Source organism: Flagellimonas alvinocaridis (assembly GCF_004916895.1).
Taxonomy (GTDB): domain Bacteria; phylum Bacteroidota; class Bacteroidia; order Flavobacteriales; family Flavobacteriaceae; genus Flagellimonas; species Flagellimonas alvinocaridis.
In genome coordinates this window covers 211,381-231,848 of the sequence record NZ_SNTZ01000001.1, presented here as the reverse complement: position 1 = coordinate 231,848, position 20,468 = coordinate 211,381, and the positions used below count along the sequence as shown (strand labels likewise).

Sequence of the window (20,468 nt, the reverse complement as noted above, 5' to 3'; positions counted from 1 at the left end):
GATATAAAAAGTTAGATAATTCGTTAAAAAAAGCTATATTTAATATTCAACCTTAAATTTAACCTTATGGCAATCAAGAGTTTTCAAGGCGTACGATCTAAGGAGGAGTCTAAAAAAAAGTACGACGCTCCTATTTTGGTTGAGGATTACATGACCAAAAAACTGATTACTTTTTCACCCGAACAATCTATTTTGGAAGTAATGGAAGCATTTGCCAAGTATCACATATCTGGGGGGCCAGTTATGGATAACAATGGATTTTTGGTAGGCATCATTTCCGAAGCGGACTGTATGAAGCAGATCTCTGAAAGTAGGTATTTCAATCAGCCTATATTGGACAAAAGTGTGGAACGGTATATGACCAAGGAGGTGGAGACCATTCCGCATGACATGAGCATTTTTGATGCGGCCGGTGTCTTTGATCGACATAACCGTAGGAGGTTGCCGGTAATGAAAAAGGATATTCTGGTGGGCCAGATAAGCCGCAAAGACATTGTAGTGGCAGCCCTAAAGCTCAATGCACAGAATTGGAAGTAAAATTTTATCACTCCCGTTTTACAATCATATAATAATCGTTGTCCAAAGGTAAGTACCCAAGGTCATAAACGAAATAGTAGGTGCTGCCTTTTTTGGTAGTGTAAAGGTTGGTGATGTATTCAAAATCGAAGCCTTTATCCAATAATCGCATCTTTGTAGTGGTGGTTTTCCCTTCTTTTAATGGAAAACTGTCCAGGATACGATAGTTTTTGCGCAGTTTGTTATTGATGTTGCGCACCAAGTTTTTGCTGTCTTTGTTCAGGCGATTGTTATAGGCATTTCTACAGTGGTCGGAACAGTATTTCTGGTCAATCCTGCCCAAGAGCTTTGCCCCACATTCCAAACATTTTCTTTCGGACATAGGATAAGATTTAGGTGACTACAATATCATACTTTTTCAACAAACCTATAAGACCCTCTCTGCTGAACTTACTTTTTTTGAGGGAGTTTCTAGTGGGGTCGATGGAAAATCCGAAGGCAGTTTCAAAATCCGTCCCCTCCAGATCGGTATTCTCAAAAATAGCATTCTTCAGGTCAGAACCTGAAAAGGAACTCCCTTTTAGGGAGGTGTTGGAAAAGTCGGTCTGGTGCAACTTGCAATTCACAAACCGGGTCTGGGGAATTTCCAAATCATAAAAAGAAGCCACCGAAAGATTACATCCGTCAAATTGAAATGATAACAGCATGGGATTACAGCTGTCAAACTGAAGCCCCACCATTTTGCAATTAATGAATTCCACCTCGTTAAAAGTGGTATGGGCTATATTGGCATTGGTCAAATCACAATCTTCAAAAGTGCACTCCACAAAGTTTTGGTTGTCCAAAAACCCCTTGGTGAACAAGCAATCCACAAAACGACAATTTTCATAATCCCCTTTGGGCAACTTGGTTTGCGTAAAATCCTGTTTGATAAACTCTTTGTCCAGCCAAAATGATTGTGCCATATGATATGTTTCCAATGAAATTAAACCGTTTTCGGGGTCATGCCCAATGCAAGGTAAGTTACAAAAACTGATGGGGATTGTTAAGAAAAGGATAAACCTTGAATTTTATTTGGAACAATCGTTCTAAAATAAATATGTTTGTACTGGAACATTCATTCCAAAATAAAAACATAAAACAATTACACCATGAAAAAACTATTGGGAAAAGTAGCCATCATTACCGGGGCAACAAGTGGAATGGGTCTGGAAACGGCCAAAAAGTATCTTGAGGAGGGGGCCAAAGTGGTCCTTACCGGTAGAAGTCAGGGTAAGTTGAACGCCATAGAGGACCAACTCTCTGGAGAGTATTTATTGGTCAGGGCCGAAGCATCCAGTGTCTCGGACAGTGCGGCCCTTGTGGCCCAGACCGTGGAGCGGTTTGGGAAGATTGATATCCTGTTTCTGAACGCAGGAGTCTTTAGAATTGAGCCTTTGGAACATCTGACCGAGCAGATTTTTGACGAAGTGTACGATGTGAACGTGCGAGGTCCGTTGTTCACCGTAAAGGCCGCTTATGAATACTTGAACGAGGGAGCCAGTATCATTTTCAACACCTCCATTGTAAACGTAAAAGGCTTTTCGGGCATGTCTGCCTACGGATCTAGTAAAGCGGCATTGCGCTCATTGACCCGTACATTGGCTGCCGAATTGGGGCCTAAGGGAATCCGGGTAAATGCTATTGCGCCAGGACCTATTGACACTCCTATTTACATCAAACACAATGCGCCTCAGGAGAATGTGGACCAGATGGCGTCCAACCTTCCTTCAATGATACCCCAAGGCAGGTTTGGGACTGTGGATGAGATTGCCACCACAGCCGTATTCTTGGGGTCTTCGGACAGTAGTTATATCACTGGGGCGGAGATTCCCGTGGATGGAGGATTGGCGCAAGTGTAATTTTTTGAATACTTTCGAAAGAATTATTTCGAAACACATGCCAAGGGTAAAGCAGTTTGATGAAACGGAGATATTGAACAAGGCTATGGAACTCTTTTGGGAAAAAGGGTTCCATGCCACTTCAATGCAGGATTTGGTGTCCCATTTGGGCATCAACAGGGCTAGTTTATATGATACCTTTGGCTGCAAAGAAATCCTTTTCCAGAACGCGGTGGAGCATTATATTGAGGTGAGTGGTAGCTGTATGCGAAACCTTTTTGAAAAAGAAAATGATGTCCGGGTTGGGCTTAAGAAGCTTTTTGATATGGCCATTAACGAATCTCTTTGTGATTTGTCCAAAAAGGGGTGTTTTGTGGTCAATACCACCACGGAGCTCATTCCAGGGGATGAGGCCATTCAGGAAATGCTCCAAAAGAACAGGGAGAACATGGAGGCAGTTTTTGTGGATTATATCCAAAAGGGAATCGACAAGGGCCAAATCGATGCCTCCAAAAGCGCCCAGGATATTGGGCTGATGTTTTTTGGTCTATACAATGGACTCAGGGTTTTGGCCAAAGTGGACCCTACTTCGGAAAGTCTTAAAAAAATGGCGGCCGCAGGACTTTCCATCTTGGATTGAGAACTGCTAAGGAACCCGTTTGTAGGCGAATAGCACTTCTTCAGCAGAATCACCATCTTCAATGAGAACATAAATGTTCATCTCATTTTCATTCACCAGTTCCATAGTGAATCCTTCAAAAAAGACTTTGTTTTTCTCAACCTTTACCAACTTAAAATCAACGGTTGCATCTTTTTCCTCCCATCCCTTGAGGTCTCCCTGAAAGTGTTTCAACTGTAGGATCATGGTGTTCTCCACTTGTTGGATGTGTCCTATTTCATAAAAAGAAACTTTGTTGTCCTTTACCAGTTTAAAGACAAACATCATGGAGTCCCCGAGTGGGGGACTCCAGATTTCTTCTGCAATGCCGCCAAAAGCTTCGCCTTGCCAATGCCCAGATATCCAAGACACATCCTCCAATGTGGCACTTGGGGATTGTTGCCCATCAGTCAATTGTAGGGTTTCTTGTGCTGAAACCATTCCCACATGGAATAGGAACAGGATAATTGCAGTTCTCATACGATGTTTTATGGTAAGACGAACGGCCAGCTATTAATTGGACAATGCGAATTTTACATTTACCGTGGTCTCCACTCTTATTTTTTCAAAATCGATGTCCAAGGGTTGTGCTTGACCCATATCGGCACTCACCGCCTTCATCTCCATCATTGGAGCTTGGTTGTATCTTGGGTAGTACGGTTGCGAGTTATCCGCAATATGAAGGGCAAGACCCACTTTTTGACCCAACGGTTTGGTGAGCGCATTAGCCTTTTGCTTGGCCTTTTTTACGGCCCTAGTCTTCAGTTCTAGCTCAAGTTCATCCATTTTGGAATATTCCGTTTTTTCCAAAAAGGCATTGGCAATATCTAACTGCTCCAAGGCCATCAATACTTCACCGGCCTGTTTTCCAGAGTATACCAAAAGGGAATATTGCTTGCTTTTTAGCACTTCTTTTCCGCGTAAAAAATATTTTTGAAAGTTACTGCTAAGGTCCTTGATCACTAATTGCTTGTCCAAATCCACACCAAGGGCTTTTAGGCGTTGGGCCATTTTGTTTTCCTGCTCTTCGACGGAATTTCGGCCTTTGGAGTCCTTTTCCTGAATGGTGATGTTGAGGTAAATTTTATCTGGGGTGACCAAAGTGTCCACTTGGGCAGAGGTTTCCAAATAGGGAACATCCAAGAAACTCTTTGATTGTGAAAAAATTGCTGTTGAGAACAATAGCCCGATAATGGGAATGATTACTTTTTTCATGCGTTTTGATTTTTTATTTAAAGGTAAATACTTCCCCCCAAGGAGCAAAACCTGTGCCGTTTTATGATCCATAAAATTTCAAAACATAAAAAACTGGGGGATTCTCCAATATTCTTAAGTAAATTGTAAGTATGAAATTTGTTCTGGCACCAGATAAATATAAAGGTTCGCTCACTGGGCGGCAATTTTGCGATGCTGTCGAAAGTGGGATAAAAAAAGTTTTTCCTACTGCTGATATCGTCAAAAAGCCCTTGGCCGATGGTGGAGATGGTACCATTGAAGTTGTGATGGATTATCTTCATGCAGAAATGGTTTCCGTTAAAGTAAATGATCCTCTTTTTCGTGAGATAGAGTCGGCTTATCTGCTTTCGGGGGATGGGAAAACGGCATTCATTGAAATGTCCGAGGCTTCGGGCTATAAATTATTGGCCAAATCGGAAATGAACTGCATGCACACCACTTCTTTGGGAACAGGTGAAATGATCGTGGATGCGATGGAAAAAGGGGCGAAGAACATTGTTCTTGGTATTGGGGGCAGTGCTACCAATGACGGAGGCATGGGGATAGCCATGGCTTTGGGATATGAATTTTTGGACAAGGACGGACAAATTTTGGAACCTGTGGGGAGGAATCTTATCCATGTAAAACACATCAGCAAGGAAAAAGTTCACGGGAAATTATCTGAAATCAATGTTCAGGTGGCCTGTGATGTCAATAATCCCTTGTATGGCAAACAAGGCGCGGCCCATATATATGGTCCCCAGAAGGGAGCTTCTCCAGATGAGGTCGTTTTTTTGGACCAAGGATTGGAAAGTTTTGCCCAAGTGCTGCGCACTGTTTTTGAGGTGGACGTACAGCAAATTCCAGGAGCTGGTGCCGCAGGGGGTATGGGAGCTGGGACCCTTGTTTTCTTGAATGCCGATTTAACGCCTGGGGTGGATTTGGTGATGCAATTGGCCCGTTTTGATGATGCTTTGGAAAATGCTGATTGGGTCATCACTGGCGAAGGACAAATGGATGGTCAGACCTTTTCTGGAAAAACCATCAATGGGGTAGTGCGCTCGGCCCGGGCAAAAAATATTCCAGTTGCCGCTTTTTGCGGTTCCATGGATGTTTCCATAGAAGACATGCAGAAGATGGGACTTCAGTATGGAGTTTCCATTTTAAACCACGTGGGCAATTTGGAGGATGCCAAAATCAAAAGTTATCGGAATTTGGAATTGGCCAGTTACAATTTTGCCAGTCTTTTGAAACAGACTCAAGTTTAATTAAGAGTTGGACTTCCCTCGCATCATCTTAAATTCCAACGAAGTTTTTACGGCTTTCCATTCGCTGTCCAAAATGGAAAAGAGCACCGTATCCCGAATAACTCCCTTTTCATCAATTCGATGGTTTCTTAAGATGCCTTCTTGTTTGGCCCCCAAACGGAGAATGGCATTGCGAGAAGGAAAATTATGAAAATGGGTCTTGAACTCTACCGCTATGCAATCCAACACTTCAAAAGCGTGTTTCAAGAGTAGATACTTGCATTCGGTATTGACCCCGGTTCGCTGTACCCGTTCAGCGTACCAAGTGGCCCCGATTTCAACCCTTCTGTGTTGGGCATCGGCATTCAGATAGCGGGTACTGCCTACAACGGTATTGGTTTTTTTATCGATGATAGCGAATGGAAGTGCCCTGTCCGCTTTTTGTTCCGAAAAGGCAATACCCATATAAGTGTCAATGGTGTCGGCGGATGGAACGGAAGTATACCACAACTCCCACAGTTTACCATCTGAAGCTGCGGAGACCAAAGCGTCTCTGTGTTCCGCTAGCATAGGGACCAGCTTTACCAACTCTCCTTCCAGCGTAATGGGTTGCAACCAAGGTGCCATAGAATTTATTTAATGTTGATTTTACCAAAGGTATTATGCTTGGCTCAATTTTACACAACAAAAAAGCCGGGATATGCTCCCGGCCCATTTGTCAATCAAAAAACGAAATCTGAAAAAGGAAATTATATTTCCCTGAATTCCTCTACAGAGAAAAAGTCTTTATCGGTATTGTCAATAAAGTAAATACCTTTCGTTACAAAATACTGCATGGTTTTGTCGTCTACCTTGACGGCAAATCCCTTTTTTGTGGGAACTACCTTAAAACTATCGGTTACGGACCGTCTGTATTTTAAGACCATATAGTGATCATAATTTTGATCATTGTCTTTGTCCACGGCAATGAGTTTGGTAACTACTGCCGGTTTCTCTTTTCTATTTTGATTAACTTGACTCATCTCTTTTTGTTTCAAGACCATGGGGTAATTTCTATGCTCCATGACCTTAAGGTTGTATGGAACCTCGGTGCCATCTTTTTCAATTGAAAAAGTTTTATGGATGGTGGCGTTCATATGACCAGAGTCTTGGCTTTGGGCATATCCTGCCATACCGGTTAGTATAAAAATTGATAAGAATGTTGTTAGGGTTTTCATGTGTAACTGTTTTGAATGATATATATTTCTTTCTCGAGGGATGGTCAAGAATTATTTGAGATAAGAAGTGAACATCCAATTTCTTTTTTCCATGTGCATAAGGAAATCGGTGAGGATTTGCTCCGTGGCCACATCACCACTTTCCAAGGCGGCATTGATGCCGTCTAGCATATTGTTATGTAGTATTTCATAATTGTTTAGTACTTCCCGCACCATTTCTATGGCGGACAGTTCTTTTTCAGGTTCCTTTATGGTAGAAAGCTCAATGGTTTTCTTTAGGGTGAAGTTGGGTTTTACACCAAAGACGCGAATGCGCTCTGCTACAGTATCAATGTTTTCCTTGGTGGTGTTGTATTCTTTTTCAAATACTTCATGGAGTTCAAAAAATTCTGGACCTTCAATATTCCAATGAAAATTTCTCAGTTTATTGTAGAATACCTGATAGTTGGCAAGTAGAGTATTTAGGGTGACTACAATTTCGGCAGTCTCCAAATAGGTAAAACCTAATTTTTTAAATGTCTTGTTTTTTGTTTTTACAGTTTCCATTTTTTGTGTTTTTCTGATTCGACTTTGTGTTTAATTTGATGCATACCCTATTTGGTCCATAAATCGGACGTAATAAGAAATGCATTTTTGTACGCTGGGTTGTGGGAAAAGAAGATTCCCCAATATGGATATAAGGGTCAATTGCTCGACCTAGAAGGCAATAGGATTGAAGTCTGTTTTTATGTTATCCATACTATAAATATAGAAGTATATTTCAGAAAATCAAGTATTTAACATGGTTTAACGTCTCTAAACACTCTATTAACAGTTTTGAGATAGTATTTTATTCGTTGTCACGACTTCGCACAATAAAATCCTTGTTGAGAGCAACGTATATATCGGCAGAAATATCAATGACATACTCTTTGTCGCTATTAAAGACTTTTTGGGACTCTCCATTTTGATTGTCATGCTCTTGGATGTAGATGGTTTCCATTTTATCATATAATCGTTTTCCAAGACTAAAGCGTTTTACTACTGTGTATTTGTGGATGCACCGTATGATCATTTGTGTTGTTTGGTTGAGTTTCATCTTAAGACACTCTTTGGATGTATTTGGTCACTCTCCTTTTGATTGTTGCTTGATTTAATCAATCGGCGCCTATATCAAATTTCAATCATTTACATACGTTTACAAACGAAAACAAATGATTTCAAACCGATTATTGCTTTGAACGGCTGCTAAGTTTGCCCTGTCGAACAAAACCTATTCGATAGTAGTAACTGTTTAACGCTTAAATCTTAAATCATGAATTCACTACGAAACAAAGTACAGTTAATTGGTAACCTGGGGAACGACCCAGAAATCATCACTATGGAAAATGGAAACAAACTGGCCAAGTTCTCTGTGGCCACTAATGAATCCTACAAAAATGGAGATGGGGAAAAAGTAACCGATACGCAATGGCACAATGTTGTTGCTTGGGGGAAAATGGCTGAGATAGCCGAGAGTTATCTTGTCAAGGGAAAGGAAGTCATCATTGAAGGGAAGTTGATGTCCCGTGCCTATGAAACCAAGGAAGGTGAGAAACGGTATGTCACTGAAATTAAATGCAATGAGCTTTTAATGATAGGTAAATAAGACGATTCCTACATGTGAACGAGAAAGGGGGCAGTTTGTCCCCTTTCTTTTTGTTTACTATGACTTCATGATATCTTAAAGTAAATAGATGCAAGCTTTGGGGTACTTGTTCGTCTTACTAAAAAAAGATTGCCATGAAAGCTATGATCCCCTTCATATTGTTCCTTTGCTTTGGACCATTGTTATTGGCCCAACAGGAGAGTATTGTACCTCAAAACTTTAGATTTTATGAGGATCTAGCCCTTCGTGATGCGCAATATGAGCAGAAATTGGAAGCCATGGACCTACAGGATGAACTGGATTATTGGACGGACCAGCATAATTATGAGCGCCAATTGGGAACAGAAAACTTTACGGCCTATCTGGTATACATGAAAAGCAAAAAGGAGGCCTATCAACGGCACCTACAAAATTGTACGGAAGGCTGTATCCATAGCAGACGTTTTTTTGAAAGGGCCCATGAGTATCTTTCTTCTTCGGATACGGAATACTTAAAACAGCTAATGGAAAATGGAATGGTCTTGAACACTTCCCCAAAAAGAAACCAATAAGACTAAAAAATCCACCAATTGGTGGATTTTACGCAACTTTCTTTAAAAGGTCAAAACAAGGACAGCGCTTGCAACGCTTGTTTTCTCCCTTTTTATATTTTTTACAGCACTTGGTCTTGCAGTTAGTAACCTGAAGTTCTTTCAACAAGGCCTTTTTCTGTTTTTTTTCTTCTTTTTTCTTCTTCTTTCCCATCTATCAACACAGTGGATGGGCAAAAATAATTATTTTAAATCAATCTAAATAAAAAATTATTAACAATTGTTTGACTCCCAAGCTAAAAACGAAGGGCAACTCCCATGGTATTTGGGCCAAAGGAAAGGTTCCAGCTTAATTTTGATTGGTTGTCATTGTATTTCTCATCGTATTTGGAATCCAAGTACTTGTCTATGGATTCTACAATAAAAATGCTCAGTACAGTGCTAAAAGCAACATCAGAAACCCAATGGAAATCATCCACAACCCGGACCATACCGGGAATCATGCCAACGGTATATAATCCTGCTTTCACCCAAGGACTTTTAAATTGCTTGGCAATGGCATATGCGTTGCTAAAAGCCAACATGGCATGGCCAGATGGGAAGGAGTCATAATCATATACACGGTCCAAGTGCAATGGGTCAAACGTACTGGAACTGGCTCCACTTTTTGGTCTTGCCCTACCTATGATACGCTTGCTCACTTGTTGTAAAAACCCACCTGCGGTGGCAGACGAAATCAGGAGCACCCCGGTCCGTCTCAGTTTTTCATTTTTGGTAAAGAGTCCGGCCAAATATACTCCTCCTGTGAGCATATAATTGTTTTCAGGACTGCCATACTCATGTCCATAGTCAATCACAAAATCAGGAATGTCTTTGCGAAAACCGTTTTTCCAATCGTTGAGCTCGTCATCCACGGTAAAAAGAAGCAAGGTGCCTCCAGTCAGATATCCAAAATTGGCCCAATCGTTTCCTTGCCAATGAAATGGCCGTGAATAGGCATGGCCAACCCCGCCTAAAATGTTTCCAACATCATAGGTGAAGTTGTTCCAGAGGTTTTTCTCTTTTGTTGGTTGTAATTCTTGACCTGCTACGGGAATCACAATTAAGATAATAATGAAGTATTTGAACAATTTCATGGCGATTGAAAATAAAAATTAGGCGATAAAATTACGCATAAATGTCCTGCGCCAATCTAAAGGTATTGGCATGGGCTTCTACAATAACCTTAATGTCGGGAGAATACCCTCCTCCCATACAGCATTGTACTGGAATTTTTGCATCATAACACATTTCCAGCACATAGCGGTCACGTTCTCTGCATCCCTCCAAACTCATGGCCAAGGTGCCCAATTTGTCGGAGGCCAGTACGTCCACACCGCAGAGATAGAAGATGAAATCCGGTTGTACTTTATCCAAAAGGCCGGGTAAGGTGTGCTTTAAAATGGAAAGGTACGCTTGGTCCGTGGTACCTTTTTCCAGAGGGATATCCAAGTCCGAAGTTTCCTTTTTGAAGGGATAATTGCCCCTTCCATGCATGGAAAACGTAAAAATAGTGGGGTCGTCCTGAAAAATTTCGGCAGTACCGTTGCCTTGGTGTACATCTAAGTCAATAATTAAAATGTTCTTGACCAAGTCTTTTTTTTGAAGATATCTGGCCGCTATGGCTTGGTCGTTCAATAGGCAAAAAGCTTCGCCTCTGTTGGAATATGCATGATGGGTTCCTCCTGCGATATTCATGGCAATACCATGTTCAAGTGCAAATTCACAACCCTTGATTGTGCCATCTGCAATAATCTGTTCACGTTTCACCAATTCGTCACTTAAGGGAAAACCTATTTTTCGAATGGCACGTTTATCTAGATGTAGGTTAATCAAATCCTCATAATATGCTTCGGTATGAACAGCCAAAATAGATTTGACATCAGGAAAAGAGGGTTCAAAGAAGTTTTCTTTGCCGCAGGTACCTTCATGAAGAAGCTGTTGGGGCAACAACTCATACTTGATCATGGGAAACCGATGCCCTTCCGGTAATGGATGCCTGTAAATGGAATGGTAGGCTATTTTTAGCATTGAATTCCCTTATTTGTGAAGAGCCAGTTGAATACGTTTTCTAGAAACATCCACATCCAACACCTTGACCACTACTTGCTGATGTAAGCTTACGTGCTCATTGACGTCCTTCACGAAAGTATCTGAAAGATTGGAAATATGGATGAGTCCACTTTCCTTGATACCGATGTCCACAAAACAACCAAAATTGGTAATATTGTTTACAATGCCCGGCAATAATTGTCCTTCTCTTAAATCGGTTATTTCCTTGATGTTTTGATTAAAGGTAAACACCTTGGCTTTTTCCCTGCGGTCCAAACCAGGTTTTTCCAATTCTCCTAGAATATCCTTCAAAGTAGGAAGCCCAATATCATCCGTACAATAAGATGTTAGGTCGATGTTATGCAGGATGGATTTATTGCCAACAATCTCTTTCAAGGAAATGCCTTGGTCTTTCACCATTTTTTCAACTATGCCATAACTTTCTGGGTGAACAGCCGAGTCGTCCAATGGATTTTCACCCTCTTTGATACGCAGGAATCCGGCACTTTGCTCAAAGGCCTTTCCACCAAGCCGGGGTACTTTTTTAATTTGGTCCCTGCTGGTAAAGGTCCCATGTTCATTGCGATAGGTGACAATGTTTTCAGCCAGTTTCGGACCAATGCCCGATACATAACTGAGGAGGGGCACACTGGCGGTATTGATGTTGACCCCGACGGAATTGACACAACTCTCCACCACGGTGTCCAAGGAGGTTTTCAATTGGGTTTGGTCCACATCGTGTTGGTATTGGCCCACCCCAATGGATTTGGCATCTATTTTCACCAATTCGGCCAAGGGGTCTGCCAAACGGCGCCCAATGGAAACTGCCCCTCGGACAGTAACATCGTAGTTTGGGAATTCATCCCTGGCAATTTTGGAGGCCGAATAGATGGAAGCTCCTGCTTCACTGACCACAAAAACCTCAATGGGGTTTTTAAATGCAATACGTTTTACCAGTTGTTCCGTCTCTCGTGATGCGGTGCCATTACCAATGGCAATGGCCTCAATTTTGTACGCATCGACCAAGGAACTTATCTTTTTGATGGCCCCTGCACTGTCCCGTTGGGGTGGATGGGGGTAAATCGTCTCATTATGTTTTAGCTCGCCATGAGAATCCAAACAAACCACTTTGCAACCTGTTCTGAAACCCGGGTCTATGGCTAGAATCCTTTTTTCACCCAAAGGGGAACCCAACAACAATTGTTTTAGGTTTTTGGAGAATACCTGTATGGCAGAAGTATCCGCTTTTTCTTTGGCAGCCTTTAACAGCTCGTTGGAAAGTGAGGGGAACAAAAGTCGTTTGTAGGCATCCGCTATGGCCAGTTCAATCTGTTGTGAACAGGCGTTGTTTGATTTGATGACGCGCCTTTCCATCATATCAAGTGCCCTATCATCATCAATTTCAATCTTAACCCGGATAAACCCTTCCTTTTCTGCTCGCATGATGGCTAAAAAGCGGTGGGAGGGGCAACGGTCCAGTGGCTCGCTCCAATCGAAATAGTCACGGAACTTTTGGGCTTTTTCGTCCTCTTTTTTGGTTTTGATGACCTTGGTGGTGATGAAAGCATGGCGTTCCAACTGGTTGCGCAGCTGGTTACGGATATCTGAACGTTCATTGATCCATTCAGCAATGATGTGGCGGGCGCCTTCCAGAGCCTCATCTTCATTGTTGACGTCCTTGCCCAAATATTTGGAGGCGATGAATTCAATCTCATCACTCCGCTGGGCCATGATAATTTTTGCCAAGGGTTTCAACCCATTTTTTCGGGCGGTTTCGGCTTTGGTCTTTTTACTTTTCTTGAAAGGGAGGTAAAGATCTTCCAGGCTGGTAAGGTCGGTACAGTTCTGGAACTTTGCCTTCAACTCCGGAGTGAGTTCGCCCTGTTCCTCTACGGCTTTGATAATGGCGGATTTCCGCTTTTCCAGAGCCTCAAACTGGGTTTTATACTGTACAATGGCCCCAATTTGGACTTCATCCAGATTGCCGGTACGTTCTTTTCGATAACGGGAAATAAAGGGAACGGTACAATCTTCGTTCAACAAGGCCACGGTATTTTCCACACTCTTTTCCGAAAGCTGGGTGTGGTGCACGATATAAGGAACAAGTTGCATGATGTTTGTTTAGTAGTTGTCACTTCGAGCGTAGTCGAGAAGTCTTATAATCCAAATTTTCAAGGAAGGTCTCGACTGCGCTCGACCGGATAGTTTCTTTGAATGTGAATTAACTTATACCTTCCCCATTCCCAACTCCATCTTCATCTGGGTTGACGAACACCAGTTTTCCCTCTTGGTTTTCGGTCATCAAGATCATCCCTTGACTTTCTACGCCGCGCAATTTTCTAGGGGCAAGATTCACCAAAACGGTTACTTTTTTTCCTACGATATCTTCAGGCTTAAAACTTTCGGCGATTCCGGATACAATGGTTCGGGTGTCCAATCCGGTATCTACTTTCAACACCAAGAGCTTGTTGGCCTTGGGCATTTTTTCGGCTTCTACAATGGTACCCACCCGCATATCCAGTTTGGTGAAATCGTCAAAAGTGATGGTGTCTTTTTCAGGGGTCACGGCTTTGTCCATTTGTGCATTTACTTTTTTGGTAGCTTCCAGTTTGTCCAATTGTTGTTGGATCTCCGCATCTTCAATTTTTCTGAAGAGGAGTTCACTTTGATTTATAGTGTGTCCTGCAGGGAGTAAAGTTTCCTCGGAACTCATATTGCTCCAGCCAATAGATTTCTCACTTTCGTTCGAAATGACTTCGTTTTTGTCATTCTGAACAACGCGAAGAATCTTTTTCAATTTATCTGAAGTGAAGGGCAAAAAGGGTTCACTGAGAATGGCCAATCCTGTAGCAATCTGAAGCGCAACGTACATAATGGTCTTTACCCGTTCCTCATCGGTCTTTATCAACTTCCATGGCTCTTCATCGGCCAAGTATTTGTTGCCCAATCGGGCCAAATTCATCAGCTCCTGACTGCCTTCCCGAAAGCGATACCGCTCCAAGGAGTTGGACAATATTTCTGGAAAGCCCTTAAGGGCTTGTAGGGTTTGCTTGTCCAAATCGGTGAAGGTGTTGGGTGTAGGCACAACACCATTGTAATATTTATGGGTCAATACCGCCACACGGTTCACGAAATTCCCGAAAATGGCCACCAACTCATTGTTGTTGCGAGCTTGAAAATCCTTCCAAGTAAAATCGTTGTCCTTGGTCTCTGGGGCGTTGGCGGTCAATGCGTAGCGAAGCACATCTTGCATATCCGGAAATTCTTCCAAGTATTCGTGCAGCCAAACGGCCCAATTCTTTGAAGTGGAAAGCTTGTTGCCCTCCAAGTTCAAGAATTCATTGGCGGGTACATTTTCCGGCAAAACAAAATCGCCATGTGCCTTAAGCATGCTCGGGAAGATGATGCAGTGGAACACAATATTGTCCTTGCCTATAAAATGGACCAGCTTGGTATCCTTGTCCATCCAATAGGATTTCCAATCCTTTCCTTCACGTTCGGCCCATTCCTTGGTGGAGGAAATATATCCGATGGGCGCATCGAACCAGACGTAGAGCACTTTCCCTTCGCCACCTTCCACGGGAACGGGTATTCCCCAATCCAGGTCACGGGTCACAGCGCGGGGCTTTAGTCCATCGTCTATCCATGATTTGCATTGACCGTAAACGTTGGGTTTCCAGTCGGATTTATGGCCTTCCAGAATCCACTCTTTGAGAAAATCTTCATAGCGGTCCAAGGGTAAGAACCAGTGTTTGGTCTTTTTAAGCACTGGAACTCCACCGGTTATGGTTGATTTTGGGTTGATAAGATCTGTGGCATTCAAGGACGAACCGCAGTTTTCACATTGATCACCATAGGCTTCCTCATGACCACATCGAGGGCAAGTACCCACCACAAATCTATCTGCCAAAAACTGTTGAGCTTCCTCATCAAACAATTGCTCGGTCTCCTCTTCGATAAAATCATCTTGCTCGTACAGTTTTTTGAAGAAATCCGATGCAGTCTGATGGTGTACCTTAGCAGATGTTCGGGAATAGTTATCAAAAGAAATCCCGAATTCGGCAAACGATTTTTTTATGATGCCGTGGTACTTGTCTATAATCTCTTTTGGGGAGACCCCTTCTTTTTTGGCCTTCATAGGGATGGCCACACCGTGTTCGTCACTACCGCAGATAAAGGCAACATCCTGTCCTTTTAGTCTAAGGTAGCGTGAATAGATATCGGCTGGAACGTACACCCCCGCCAAATGGCCAATGTGAATGGGGCCATTGGTGTAGGGTAGCGCAGCTGTAATGGTGTATCTTGAAGGAGACGTTGTCTTGGGCATGTATTGTGTAATTAGGCCTCAAAAATACTCATTTTGGAAGAAGCCTAAAATGCCTTGCGACGAAAAAGCAAAACCTCCAAATTGTGCAGCCCAAAATTGGGGTGTGGGGTTGCACAACAAGAGGCTTTTTTGAATAAATGATTAAGTATCCCGCTTTTTTACATGATCATTACGGATTTGCTCATTCGTTGATCCGCAACGGATATTCTATAAATGTATTTCCCAGTGGAAAGACTATCTCTCATACGCTCCCTAATATTGATTTCGGTGGAACCTTCCAACATCATCTCATTGAAGACCGTTCCCACTTTTTGCCCAAGAATATTAAAAAGCTCAATATCCACATGCGCAGCAAAAGGCATCTCCAAATGAATATGCGGTGCCCTTTGGTTTGGGTAGTAGGGGGTATGTACAATATTGTTCAACAAATCTGGGTTTGGATCTGTACCATCTTCACTTGGGGGTGTTTCCGGGAAGGTTGGTGGGTCGTTGTCCATGGCAATATCGTCAAACTCTTCACCACTACAGTTGAACCCAAGGTCAATGGCCCGGTACTGATACCCCAATAAGTGTTGTTCCACGGATGCTCTTGGCACACAAAGCCATTCGGCTAAAACAGTACCATAAAGGTCCCTGAAATCCATAGTATATTCCAGATTTCCTCTACTATTTGGACTGTCCAGCGAAGGGTGGTCCCCTACAAAGGCGCTACCGCTTAATCCAGAACCAAAGAAAAGTGTGGGGGCGGCCTTACCGTGGTCGGTACCGTTGGAACCATTTTCAAAAATCCTTCGGCCAAACTCGGAGAAGGTCATACTCAATACCTTATCATCTTGTTCGGTACAGGCCAAATCTTCATAAAAATTGTTGATGGCTATAGAAAGTGTGGACATCAACCGTTCATGTGCAATTGGCTGATTGCCGTGGGTGTCAAACCCGCCCATGGAAATCATGTACACTTTAGTGCCAAGTCCGCCTTTGATCAATTTGGCCAAAAGCGACAATTGTCTGGCAAAACCATTGTCTTGATACTCTACACATCGGAGTGCATCACCACGTTCGTATGCCTCATGGATTTTGCCTGCATACTCATAGGTGGTATTGGCCACACCACGCAAAAAACGTAATTGATCACCGTACATACAGTCATCAAATGGAGCATTTTGAATATCATAGAAGTAACCGGTTTCGGCAATTTGTTCCAATTGCTCCACATTGTTGGTTACAAATGCGTAATTGGTTTCGTCACCTTGGAAGACCAAATTGGCCAAGTTGCCAATTTGTATGGCTGCAGGCGCCTCGGGTGGATTGATCAAATAATCTGGATACAGTTCTTCAAAGTGCCTGCCCATCCAGCCAGTGGGTTCTCCACTAAAACCTGTGGTGTTTAGGTCGGTATTGGCAAAAATATCGGACCCGGTAAAATGGGATAGACTTTGGTTTTGGTACCCAACCCCATGAACGGCCTTGAACTGGCCATCGCCCCAAAGAGATTCCAGAGCGTTCATATAAGTGGGGACCCCAAAATCATCGGTAAGTTTTAGGATTTTACTTTCCGGGATGTAGATATTGGGCCTAGCATTTGCATAGGTGTCGTATTGTTGAATGGGAATTACCGTGCTTAAGCCATCATTTCCCCCAGATAATCTAATAAGTACCAGAATATTGTCCGTTTCGGCTGCAGCAATGGCAGCAGAAAGGGGAGAAGGGGCAGAGGCGGAAATAAGGTTGCTTCCCAAGAACATGGATCCTGACCCAGCGATGCCCAGTGCTTGGATAAAGGAACGCCTGCTCCAGTTTTTATGTTCCAAATCGTGGCCATCATGTTCGAGGCCCTTGTATGGTGATGATGTATTATGGTTGTGATGAGAATCGCACATGGTAGTAGGGTTATTTTAGTTGGAATTCGGGTTCTCTGGACAAGTGTCTTAGCAACACATAAACTTGTGTAGGCACTTCCATACTTACGGAAAGTGTCCAAAGGCTCAATCCGCCTGCAATGTAGTCAGGGGAATAGTACTCTTCCGGAACATCGTCTATTTTGAAGGCATCCATGGCCTTTTCAAAATCGGCATCTGTTAAAAGGCCTTTCGGTGTAAACTTGTCCACCAAGGCGCGGACCACGATCTCTGGGTTGCTGGTATTGCTGTTGGCTGCACCAACGGCGTCCATGGCCAGGGTCCTAAATTGCTCCGGGTCTGCTTGGAAAAAACGTTCCAAGAACACTTCCGATGTCAACCAACGACCAATAATAAAATTGGTATTGATCCACTGCCGGTCCCGTTGCCAACCTTCCACTTCGGGTGGGTCAAAGAAATCTTGACCAATCAATGCGCATGAGTCCATTATATTGATAATGGTCATATCATCATAGGAAAAGTTGGTTTCCTTCAATAAATTGAAATAAAGATCTGCTGGACTCTTTATTATGACCCCAATTGCTGTTTCATCAAAAAAGTGTTGACTTTTAAAGAGCTGTCGCAATACGGGGGCAATCTCAAAATCGTTTGCAATAAAAGTTTGTGCAAGGCCATCTATAATTTGAGGTGCAATGCCATTGCCATCATCTCCTGTGGAATCCGGATGCACAAAAAACTCGTAAAGTTTTTTACAAATGAACCATGCAATTTCGTTGGGGCGTTCGTTGAAAAGGATATCAATGACATCATCATAGTCCCAATTGCCAGTTTGCCCAAATATAGTTTTGTTCTCTGTGCTAAAATCTTCGGCATTAAAGGTTACTTGTGTACATCCTTCCTCTCCTCTTTCAGTATACCCTGATAGTGCTTTTGAGGTTTCAATGATGTCCTCTTCGGTATACCCATTACCATCCCCCAGCGTAAAAAGTTCGTAAAGTTCACGAGCATAGTTTTCGTTGGGGTTGTTCCCTCGGTTTCTAACCCCATCCAAATAGTACAACATGGCACTGGTAAGGCCAATCTCGCTGGTGAACGTTTTAAAATTGCCCAATGAATTACGTTGAAGGCAATTGATATAGTAGTATAGAAATTGGGTACAATTATAGATTTCCAACTGGGTTACAAAGTGGTTGCTCCAGAAAAAGCTCAACCTGTCTCGCAGGCCATTGTCCATAAGGGCATTTCCGTAGGCGGCGGTAAAGTCTTCTAGCTGGGCGCGTCTCATTTGGCGTGCCAAATCATCGTCATCGGGATAATTGGCATCGGTCCAATCCGCCCATTCAGGGGCTGGAATGACTGGAGCTGCAAGTGCTTGATCTACTAAACTGTCCACTAGATTGTTTGCGGTCTGTCCTGTGGCAGCATTAATAGTTTGTACGGAGGCGCTAAAGCCCAGTCTCCGATATAGATGCGCAGCCCGTAAATCATCCAATGGAATAGTGTACGGCGCTAAGGTCGAGGTGTTACAATTGATGAAGTACTCCATAGCAAAGTCTGGCGTTAATTTGGTACATAGTTTGGGGCAACTATATGTTTATGCTAATGTTGGATGTGGTTCAATTGGGCCAACAAATTACAATCTTAACGTTCTGTATCCCATGAACTACCAATTTTTTCGATGAAATGCATGTTTTTTTCACTAATTTTCTATTTCGATGGCAAAACACACCGAATTTGGAAGACTGGGAGAGCAATTGGCAGTTGATTTTTTGTTGCATAATAGGTATAAAATATTAGCCAGAAACTACCGATATCTCAAAGCAGAAATAGACATCATCGCCCAAAAAGGAAATGCCCTGGTTGTTGTAGAGGTAAAGTCAAGGAATATGGGCTTTTTAGAAGATATTTCCAATACTGTAAACCGTAAAAAAGTAAGTTTACTCACCCTTGCTGCCAATCAATTTGTACAAGATCGGGATTTAGAAGTTGAGGTTAGATTTGATATTGTCAAAGTAGTTAAGAATGGTAATGGTTTTGAAATAGAGCATCTTGAAAATGCATTTTATTATTTTTAACCATTTGTTTGTTTTGTAACAACATGTTATTTTTGTAGCAAAGCCAAACTAAACCAAAAAAATGAAAACAATCTCTGCGGTAGTTGAACATTACATTAAAAAGAAACCTTTTTTGCAAACTGCCCTTGCACAGGGCATCATTAACCTAACGTCTCTTTCGAGGCAGATCAAGCCCGAAATTGCCGATGAATTGGGTAAGGATGTAAAAGATGGGGCCATCGTCATGGCTCTCAAAAGACTTTCAGATGATCTCGAGTTCCGGGCTACGCACAGAATTGTAAAGGTCCTCAAGAATATTGGGGAGATTACCGTACGCTCCAATCTAACAGATTATACCTTTTTGGCCTCCGATACCATTCTAGAACAACAGGCCCGACTTTTGGAGGAAGTGAATATCAACCAAGATGTGTTCTACACGTCGTCACGGGGGGTCAATGAAATTAATATTGTGATCAGCAATATTATGGATCGGGTAGTGGAAAAGTATTTTAAAAGCGAGCGTTGTACCCAAAAAGTTGAGGGGCTTTCCTCGATTACCGTAAAGCTCCCATCGGAAAATGTGTCGGTACCTGGAATCTATTACTTCATTTTCCAGCGATTGGCCTGGGAAGGCATCATTTTGTACGAAGTGATCTCCACGACCAATGAGTTTACCATTTTAGTCAATGAAGAGCAGGTTGATGTGGCCTTTAAGACCATCAAAGACCTGAAGCTCCTTTAATGTTTTAATTCCTGCAAGAGGGAATTTAAATCCAGAGACTTGGTGTACATATCCAATGTGCCATCATTTTTCTGTGGCCAGATTTCCCTTGGTTTGTCCCAATACAGTTCAACGCCGTTTCCATCGGGATCATCCAGATATAGGGCTTCTGAAACCCCATGGTCTGCAGCACCTGTCAATGGGTAATCTGCTTCCAACAAACGATTTAAAATAGTGGCCAAATCCTTTCGGGTTGGGTAAAGAATGGCCGTGTGGAACAATCCTACAGTATTCTTGGGTGCAGGAGGCGCATTTTTGCTTTGCCAAGTGTTCAATCCAATGTGGTGATGGTACCCTCCTGCCGAAATAAAAGCAGCTTGGTCTCCATAGGTCTGGGTCAACTCAAAACCCAAAAGCCCACAATAAAAGTCAAGGGCACGTTGTAAATCCGAAACTTTAAGGTGTATGTGACCAATTCGGGTTTGGGATGGAATGGAATAGGCGGCTGTCTTGTTCATAAAAGCAC

General features: G+C 42.7%; 23 protein-coding genes. 8 read left to right on the top strand and 15 right to left on the bottom strand.

From position 1 onward, the window contains the following. The first annotated feature begins 66 nt into the window (after nucleotides 1-66). Entirely contained in the window at nucleotides 67-537 is a 471-nt protein-coding gene (locus tag EZV76_RS01045) for a CBS domain-containing protein (RefSeq protein ID WP_136564743.1), read from the top strand. 7 nt (nucleotides 538-544) lie between these two features. Here the strand turns inward: EZV76_RS01045 and EZV76_RS01040 are convergent, their stop codons facing one another. Continuing rightward, the gene (locus EZV76_RS01040) at nucleotides 545-898 is read right to left on the bottom strand and encodes a hypothetical protein (protein ID WP_136564742.1); all 354 of its coding nucleotides are present in this window, start codon (nucleotides 896-898) and stop codon (nucleotides 545-547) included. A gap of 10 nt (nucleotides 899-908) precedes the next feature. Beyond that, on the bottom strand, nucleotides 909-1,481 hold the full coding sequence (locus EZV76_RS01035; protein ID WP_136564741.1) for a pentapeptide repeat-containing protein: 573 nt from the start codon (nucleotides 1,479-1,481) through the stop codon (nucleotides 909-911). Nucleotides 1,482-1,667: 186 nt separating this feature from the next. Between EZV76_RS01035 and EZV76_RS01030 the strand changes: the two genes are divergently transcribed. After that, on the top strand, nucleotides 1,668-2,417 hold the full coding sequence (locus EZV76_RS01030) for an SDR family NAD(P)-dependent oxidoreductase (RefSeq protein WP_136564740.1): 750 nt from the start codon (nucleotides 1,668-1,670) through the stop codon (nucleotides 2,415-2,417). Between the two features lie 37 nt (nucleotides 2,418-2,454). Beyond that, nucleotides 2,455-3,036 (top strand): TetR/AcrR family transcriptional regulator, encoded by a 582-nt coding sequence (locus EZV76_RS01025; protein WP_161594378.1) that lies wholly within the window; start codon nucleotides 2,455-2,457, stop codon nucleotides 3,034-3,036. 6 nt (nucleotides 3,037-3,042) lie between these two features. Here EZV76_RS01025 and EZV76_RS01020 read toward each other — a convergent pair whose 3' ends face one another. Next, the gene (locus tag EZV76_RS01020) at nucleotides 3,043-3,534 is read right to left on the bottom strand and encodes a DUF6265 family protein (protein WP_136564738.1); all 492 of its coding nucleotides are present in this window, start codon (nucleotides 3,532-3,534) and stop codon (nucleotides 3,043-3,045) included. A gap of 33 nt (nucleotides 3,535-3,567) precedes the next feature. Further along, entirely contained in the window at nucleotides 3,568-4,269 is a 702-nt protein-coding gene (locus EZV76_RS01015; protein WP_136564737.1) for an SIMPL domain-containing protein, read from the bottom strand. 131 nt (nucleotides 4,270-4,400) lie between these two features. On the opposite strand from EZV76_RS01015, the gene EZV76_RS01010 reads away from it, so the two are divergent. Then, a complete protein-coding gene (locus tag EZV76_RS01010) occupies nucleotides 4,401-5,537 on the top strand; it encodes a glycerate kinase (protein WP_136564736.1) in 1,137 nt (378 codons plus the stop codon). On the opposite strand, the gene EZV76_RS01005 is transcribed toward EZV76_RS01010, so the two are convergent. The 4 genes from EZV76_RS01005 to EZV76_RS00990 all read right to left on the bottom strand — a co-directional run bounded on the left by EZV76_RS01005 (nucleotide 5,538) and on the right by EZV76_RS00990 (nucleotide 7,811). Further along, the gene (locus EZV76_RS01005; RefSeq protein WP_136564735.1) at nucleotides 5,538-6,143 is read right to left on the bottom strand and encodes a GNAT family N-acetyltransferase; all 606 of its coding nucleotides are present in this window, start codon (nucleotides 6,141-6,143) and stop codon (nucleotides 5,538-5,540) included. A 122-nt stretch (nucleotides 6,144-6,265) separates the two neighbouring features. After that, nucleotides 6,266-6,733 (bottom strand): hypothetical protein, encoded by a 468-nt coding sequence (locus EZV76_RS01000; RefSeq protein WP_136564734.1) that lies wholly within the window; start codon nucleotides 6,731-6,733, stop codon nucleotides 6,266-6,268. A gap of 51 nt (nucleotides 6,734-6,784) precedes the next feature. Continuing rightward, nucleotides 6,785-7,279: a Dps family protein gene (locus EZV76_RS00995; protein ID WP_136564733.1), complete on the bottom strand. Its 495-nt coding sequence runs from the start codon at nucleotides 7,277-7,279 to the stop codon at nucleotides 6,785-6,787. A gap of 283 nt (nucleotides 7,280-7,562) precedes the next feature. Continuing rightward, entirely contained in the window at nucleotides 7,563-7,811 is a 249-nt protein-coding gene (locus tag EZV76_RS00990) for a hypothetical protein (protein WP_136564732.1), read from the bottom strand. A gap of 216 nt (nucleotides 7,812-8,027) precedes the next feature. Here EZV76_RS00990 and EZV76_RS00985 point away from each other — a divergent pair, with 216 nt between their 5' ends. Both EZV76_RS00985 and EZV76_RS00980 read left to right on the top strand, forming a co-directional pair. Further along, nucleotides 8,028-8,360 carry a single-stranded DNA-binding protein gene (locus EZV76_RS00985; protein ID WP_136564731.1) on the top strand — a complete coding sequence of 111 codons (333 nt, stop codon included), beginning with the start codon at nucleotides 8,028-8,030 and terminating at the stop codon, nucleotides 8,358-8,360. 134 nt (nucleotides 8,361-8,494) lie between these two features. Beyond that, nucleotides 8,495-8,911 (top strand): hypothetical protein, encoded by a 417-nt coding sequence (locus EZV76_RS00980; protein ID WP_136564730.1) that lies wholly within the window; start codon nucleotides 8,495-8,497, stop codon nucleotides 8,909-8,911. A 275-nt stretch (nucleotides 8,912-9,186) separates the two neighbouring features. Here EZV76_RS00980 and EZV76_RS00975 read toward each other — a convergent pair whose 3' ends face one another. The 6 genes from EZV76_RS00975 to EZV76_RS00950 form a co-directional block, all read right to left on the bottom strand. Beyond that, on the bottom strand, nucleotides 9,187-10,026 hold the full coding sequence (locus EZV76_RS00975; RefSeq protein WP_136564729.1) for a phosphatase PAP2 family protein: 840 nt from the start codon (nucleotides 10,024-10,026) through the stop codon (nucleotides 9,187-9,189). A gap of 31 nt (nucleotides 10,027-10,057) precedes the next feature. Then, nucleotides 10,058-10,960: a histone deacetylase family protein gene (locus tag EZV76_RS00970; RefSeq protein WP_136564728.1), complete on the bottom strand. Its 903-nt coding sequence runs from the start codon at nucleotides 10,958-10,960 to the stop codon at nucleotides 10,058-10,060. A 9-nt stretch (nucleotides 10,961-10,969) separates the two neighbouring features. Further along, entirely contained in the window at nucleotides 10,970-13,093 is a 2,124-nt protein-coding gene (locus EZV76_RS00965) for a Tex family protein (protein WP_136564727.1), read from the bottom strand. A gap of 109 nt (nucleotides 13,094-13,202) precedes the next feature. Beyond that, a complete protein-coding gene (gene metG / locus EZV76_RS00960) occupies nucleotides 13,203-15,308 on the bottom strand; it encodes a methionine--tRNA ligase (protein WP_136564726.1) in 2,106 nt (701 codons plus the stop codon). Between the two features lie 158 nt (nucleotides 15,309-15,466). Beyond that, nucleotides 15,467-17,188, bottom strand: coding sequence for a DUF1501 domain-containing protein (locus EZV76_RS00955; RefSeq protein ID WP_136564725.1), 1,722 nt, complete (start codon nucleotides 17,186-17,188; stop codon nucleotides 15,467-15,469). A 10-nt stretch (nucleotides 17,189-17,198) separates the two neighbouring features. Continuing rightward, on the bottom strand, nucleotides 17,199-18,713 hold the full coding sequence (locus tag EZV76_RS00950) for a DUF1800 domain-containing protein (protein ID WP_136564724.1): 1,515 nt from the start codon (nucleotides 18,711-18,713) through the stop codon (nucleotides 17,199-17,201). Between the two features lie 169 nt (nucleotides 18,714-18,882). Between EZV76_RS00950 and EZV76_RS00945 the strand changes: the two genes are divergently transcribed. Further along, nucleotides 18,883-19,242 (top strand): YraN family protein, encoded by a 360-nt coding sequence (locus tag EZV76_RS00945; RefSeq protein ID WP_136564723.1) that lies wholly within the window; start codon nucleotides 18,883-18,885, stop codon nucleotides 19,240-19,242. 61 nt (nucleotides 19,243-19,303) lie between these two features. Next, on the top strand, nucleotides 19,304-19,963 hold the full coding sequence (locus tag EZV76_RS00940; RefSeq protein WP_136564722.1) for an aspartate kinase: 660 nt from the start codon (nucleotides 19,304-19,306) through the stop codon (nucleotides 19,961-19,963). On the opposite strand, the gene EZV76_RS00935 is transcribed toward EZV76_RS00940, so the two are convergent. Then, complete coding sequence (locus EZV76_RS00935; RefSeq protein WP_136564721.1) at nucleotides 19,960-20,460, bottom strand: VOC family protein; 501 nt, start codon at nucleotides 20,458-20,460, stop codon at nucleotides 19,960-19,962. The two genes, EZV76_RS00940 and EZV76_RS00935, sit on opposite strands and share 4 nt — an antisense overlap. Nucleotides 20,461-20,468 lie beyond the last annotated feature (8 nt).

Excerpts from the sequence above, each read along its gene's own strand:
- EZV76_RS01045 (WP_136564743.1), top strand. The coding sequence starts at position 67 with ATGGCAATCAAGAGTTTTCAAGGCGTACGATCTAAGGAGGAGTCTAAA.
- EZV76_RS01040 (WP_136564742.1), bottom strand. The coding sequence starts at position 898 with ATGTCCGAAAGAAAATGTTTGGAATGTGGGGCAAAGCTCTTGGGCAGG.
- EZV76_RS01035 (WP_136564741.1), bottom strand. The coding sequence starts at position 1,481 with ATGGCACAATCATTTTGGCTGGACAAAGAGTTTATCAAACAGGATTTT.
- EZV76_RS01030 (WP_136564740.1), top strand. The coding sequence starts at position 1,668 with ATGAAAAAACTATTGGGAAAAGTAGCCATCATTACCGGGGCAACAAGT.
- EZV76_RS01025 (WP_161594378.1), top strand. The coding sequence starts at position 2,455 with ATGCCAAGGGTAAAGCAGTTTGATGAAACGGAGATATTGAACAAGGCT.
- EZV76_RS01020 (WP_136564738.1), bottom strand. The coding sequence starts at position 3,534 with ATGAGAACTGCAATTATCCTGTTCCTATTCCATGTGGGAATGGTTTCA.
- EZV76_RS01015 (WP_136564737.1), bottom strand. The coding sequence starts at position 4,269 with ATGAAAAAAGTAATCATTCCCATTATCGGGCTATTGTTCTCAACAGCA.
- EZV76_RS01010 (WP_136564736.1), top strand. The coding sequence starts at position 4,401 with ATGAAATTTGTTCTGGCACCAGATAAATATAAAGGTTCGCTCACTGGG.
- EZV76_RS01005 (WP_136564735.1), bottom strand. The coding sequence starts at position 6,143 with ATGGCACCTTGGTTGCAACCCATTACGCTGGAAGGAGAGTTGGTAAAG.
- EZV76_RS01000 (WP_136564734.1), bottom strand. The coding sequence starts at position 6,733 with ATGAAAACCCTAACAACATTCTTATCAATTTTTATACTAACCGGTATG.
- EZV76_RS00995 (WP_136564733.1), bottom strand. The coding sequence starts at position 7,279 with ATGGAAACTGTAAAAACAAAAAACAAGACATTTAAAAAATTAGGTTTT.
- EZV76_RS00990 (WP_136564732.1), bottom strand. The coding sequence starts at position 7,811 with ATGAAACTCAACCAAACAACACAAATGATCATACGGTGCATCCACAAA.
- EZV76_RS00985 (WP_136564731.1), top strand. The coding sequence starts at position 8,028 with ATGAATTCACTACGAAACAAAGTACAGTTAATTGGTAACCTGGGGAAC.
- EZV76_RS00980 (WP_136564730.1), top strand. The coding sequence starts at position 8,495 with ATGAAAGCTATGATCCCCTTCATATTGTTCCTTTGCTTTGGACCATTG.
- EZV76_RS00975 (WP_136564729.1), bottom strand. The coding sequence starts at position 10,026 with ATGAAATTGTTCAAATACTTCATTATTATCTTAATTGTGATTCCCGTA.
- EZV76_RS00970 (WP_136564728.1), bottom strand. The coding sequence starts at position 10,960 with ATGCTAAAAATAGCCTACCATTCCATTTACAGGCATCCATTACCGGAA.
- EZV76_RS00965 (WP_136564727.1), bottom strand. The coding sequence starts at position 13,093 with ATGCAACTTGTTCCTTATATCGTGCACCACACCCAGCTTTCGGAAAAG.
- metG (WP_136564726.1), bottom strand. The coding sequence starts at position 15,308 with ATGCCCAAGACAACGTCTCCTTCAAGATACACCATTACAGCTGCGCTA.
- EZV76_RS00955 (WP_136564725.1), bottom strand. The coding sequence starts at position 17,188 with ATGTGCGATTCTCATCACAACCATAATACATCATCACCATACAAGGGC.
- EZV76_RS00950 (WP_136564724.1), bottom strand. The coding sequence starts at position 18,713 with ATGGAGTACTTCATCAATTGTAACACCTCGACCTTAGCGCCGTACACT.
- EZV76_RS00945 (WP_136564723.1), top strand. The coding sequence starts at position 18,883 with ATGGCAAAACACACCGAATTTGGAAGACTGGGAGAGCAATTGGCAGTT.
- EZV76_RS00940 (WP_136564722.1), top strand. The coding sequence starts at position 19,304 with ATGAAAACAATCTCTGCGGTAGTTGAACATTACATTAAAAAGAAACCT.
- EZV76_RS00935 (WP_136564721.1), bottom strand. The coding sequence starts at position 20,460 with ATGAACAAGACAGCCGCCTATTCCATTCCATCCCAAACCCGAATTGGT.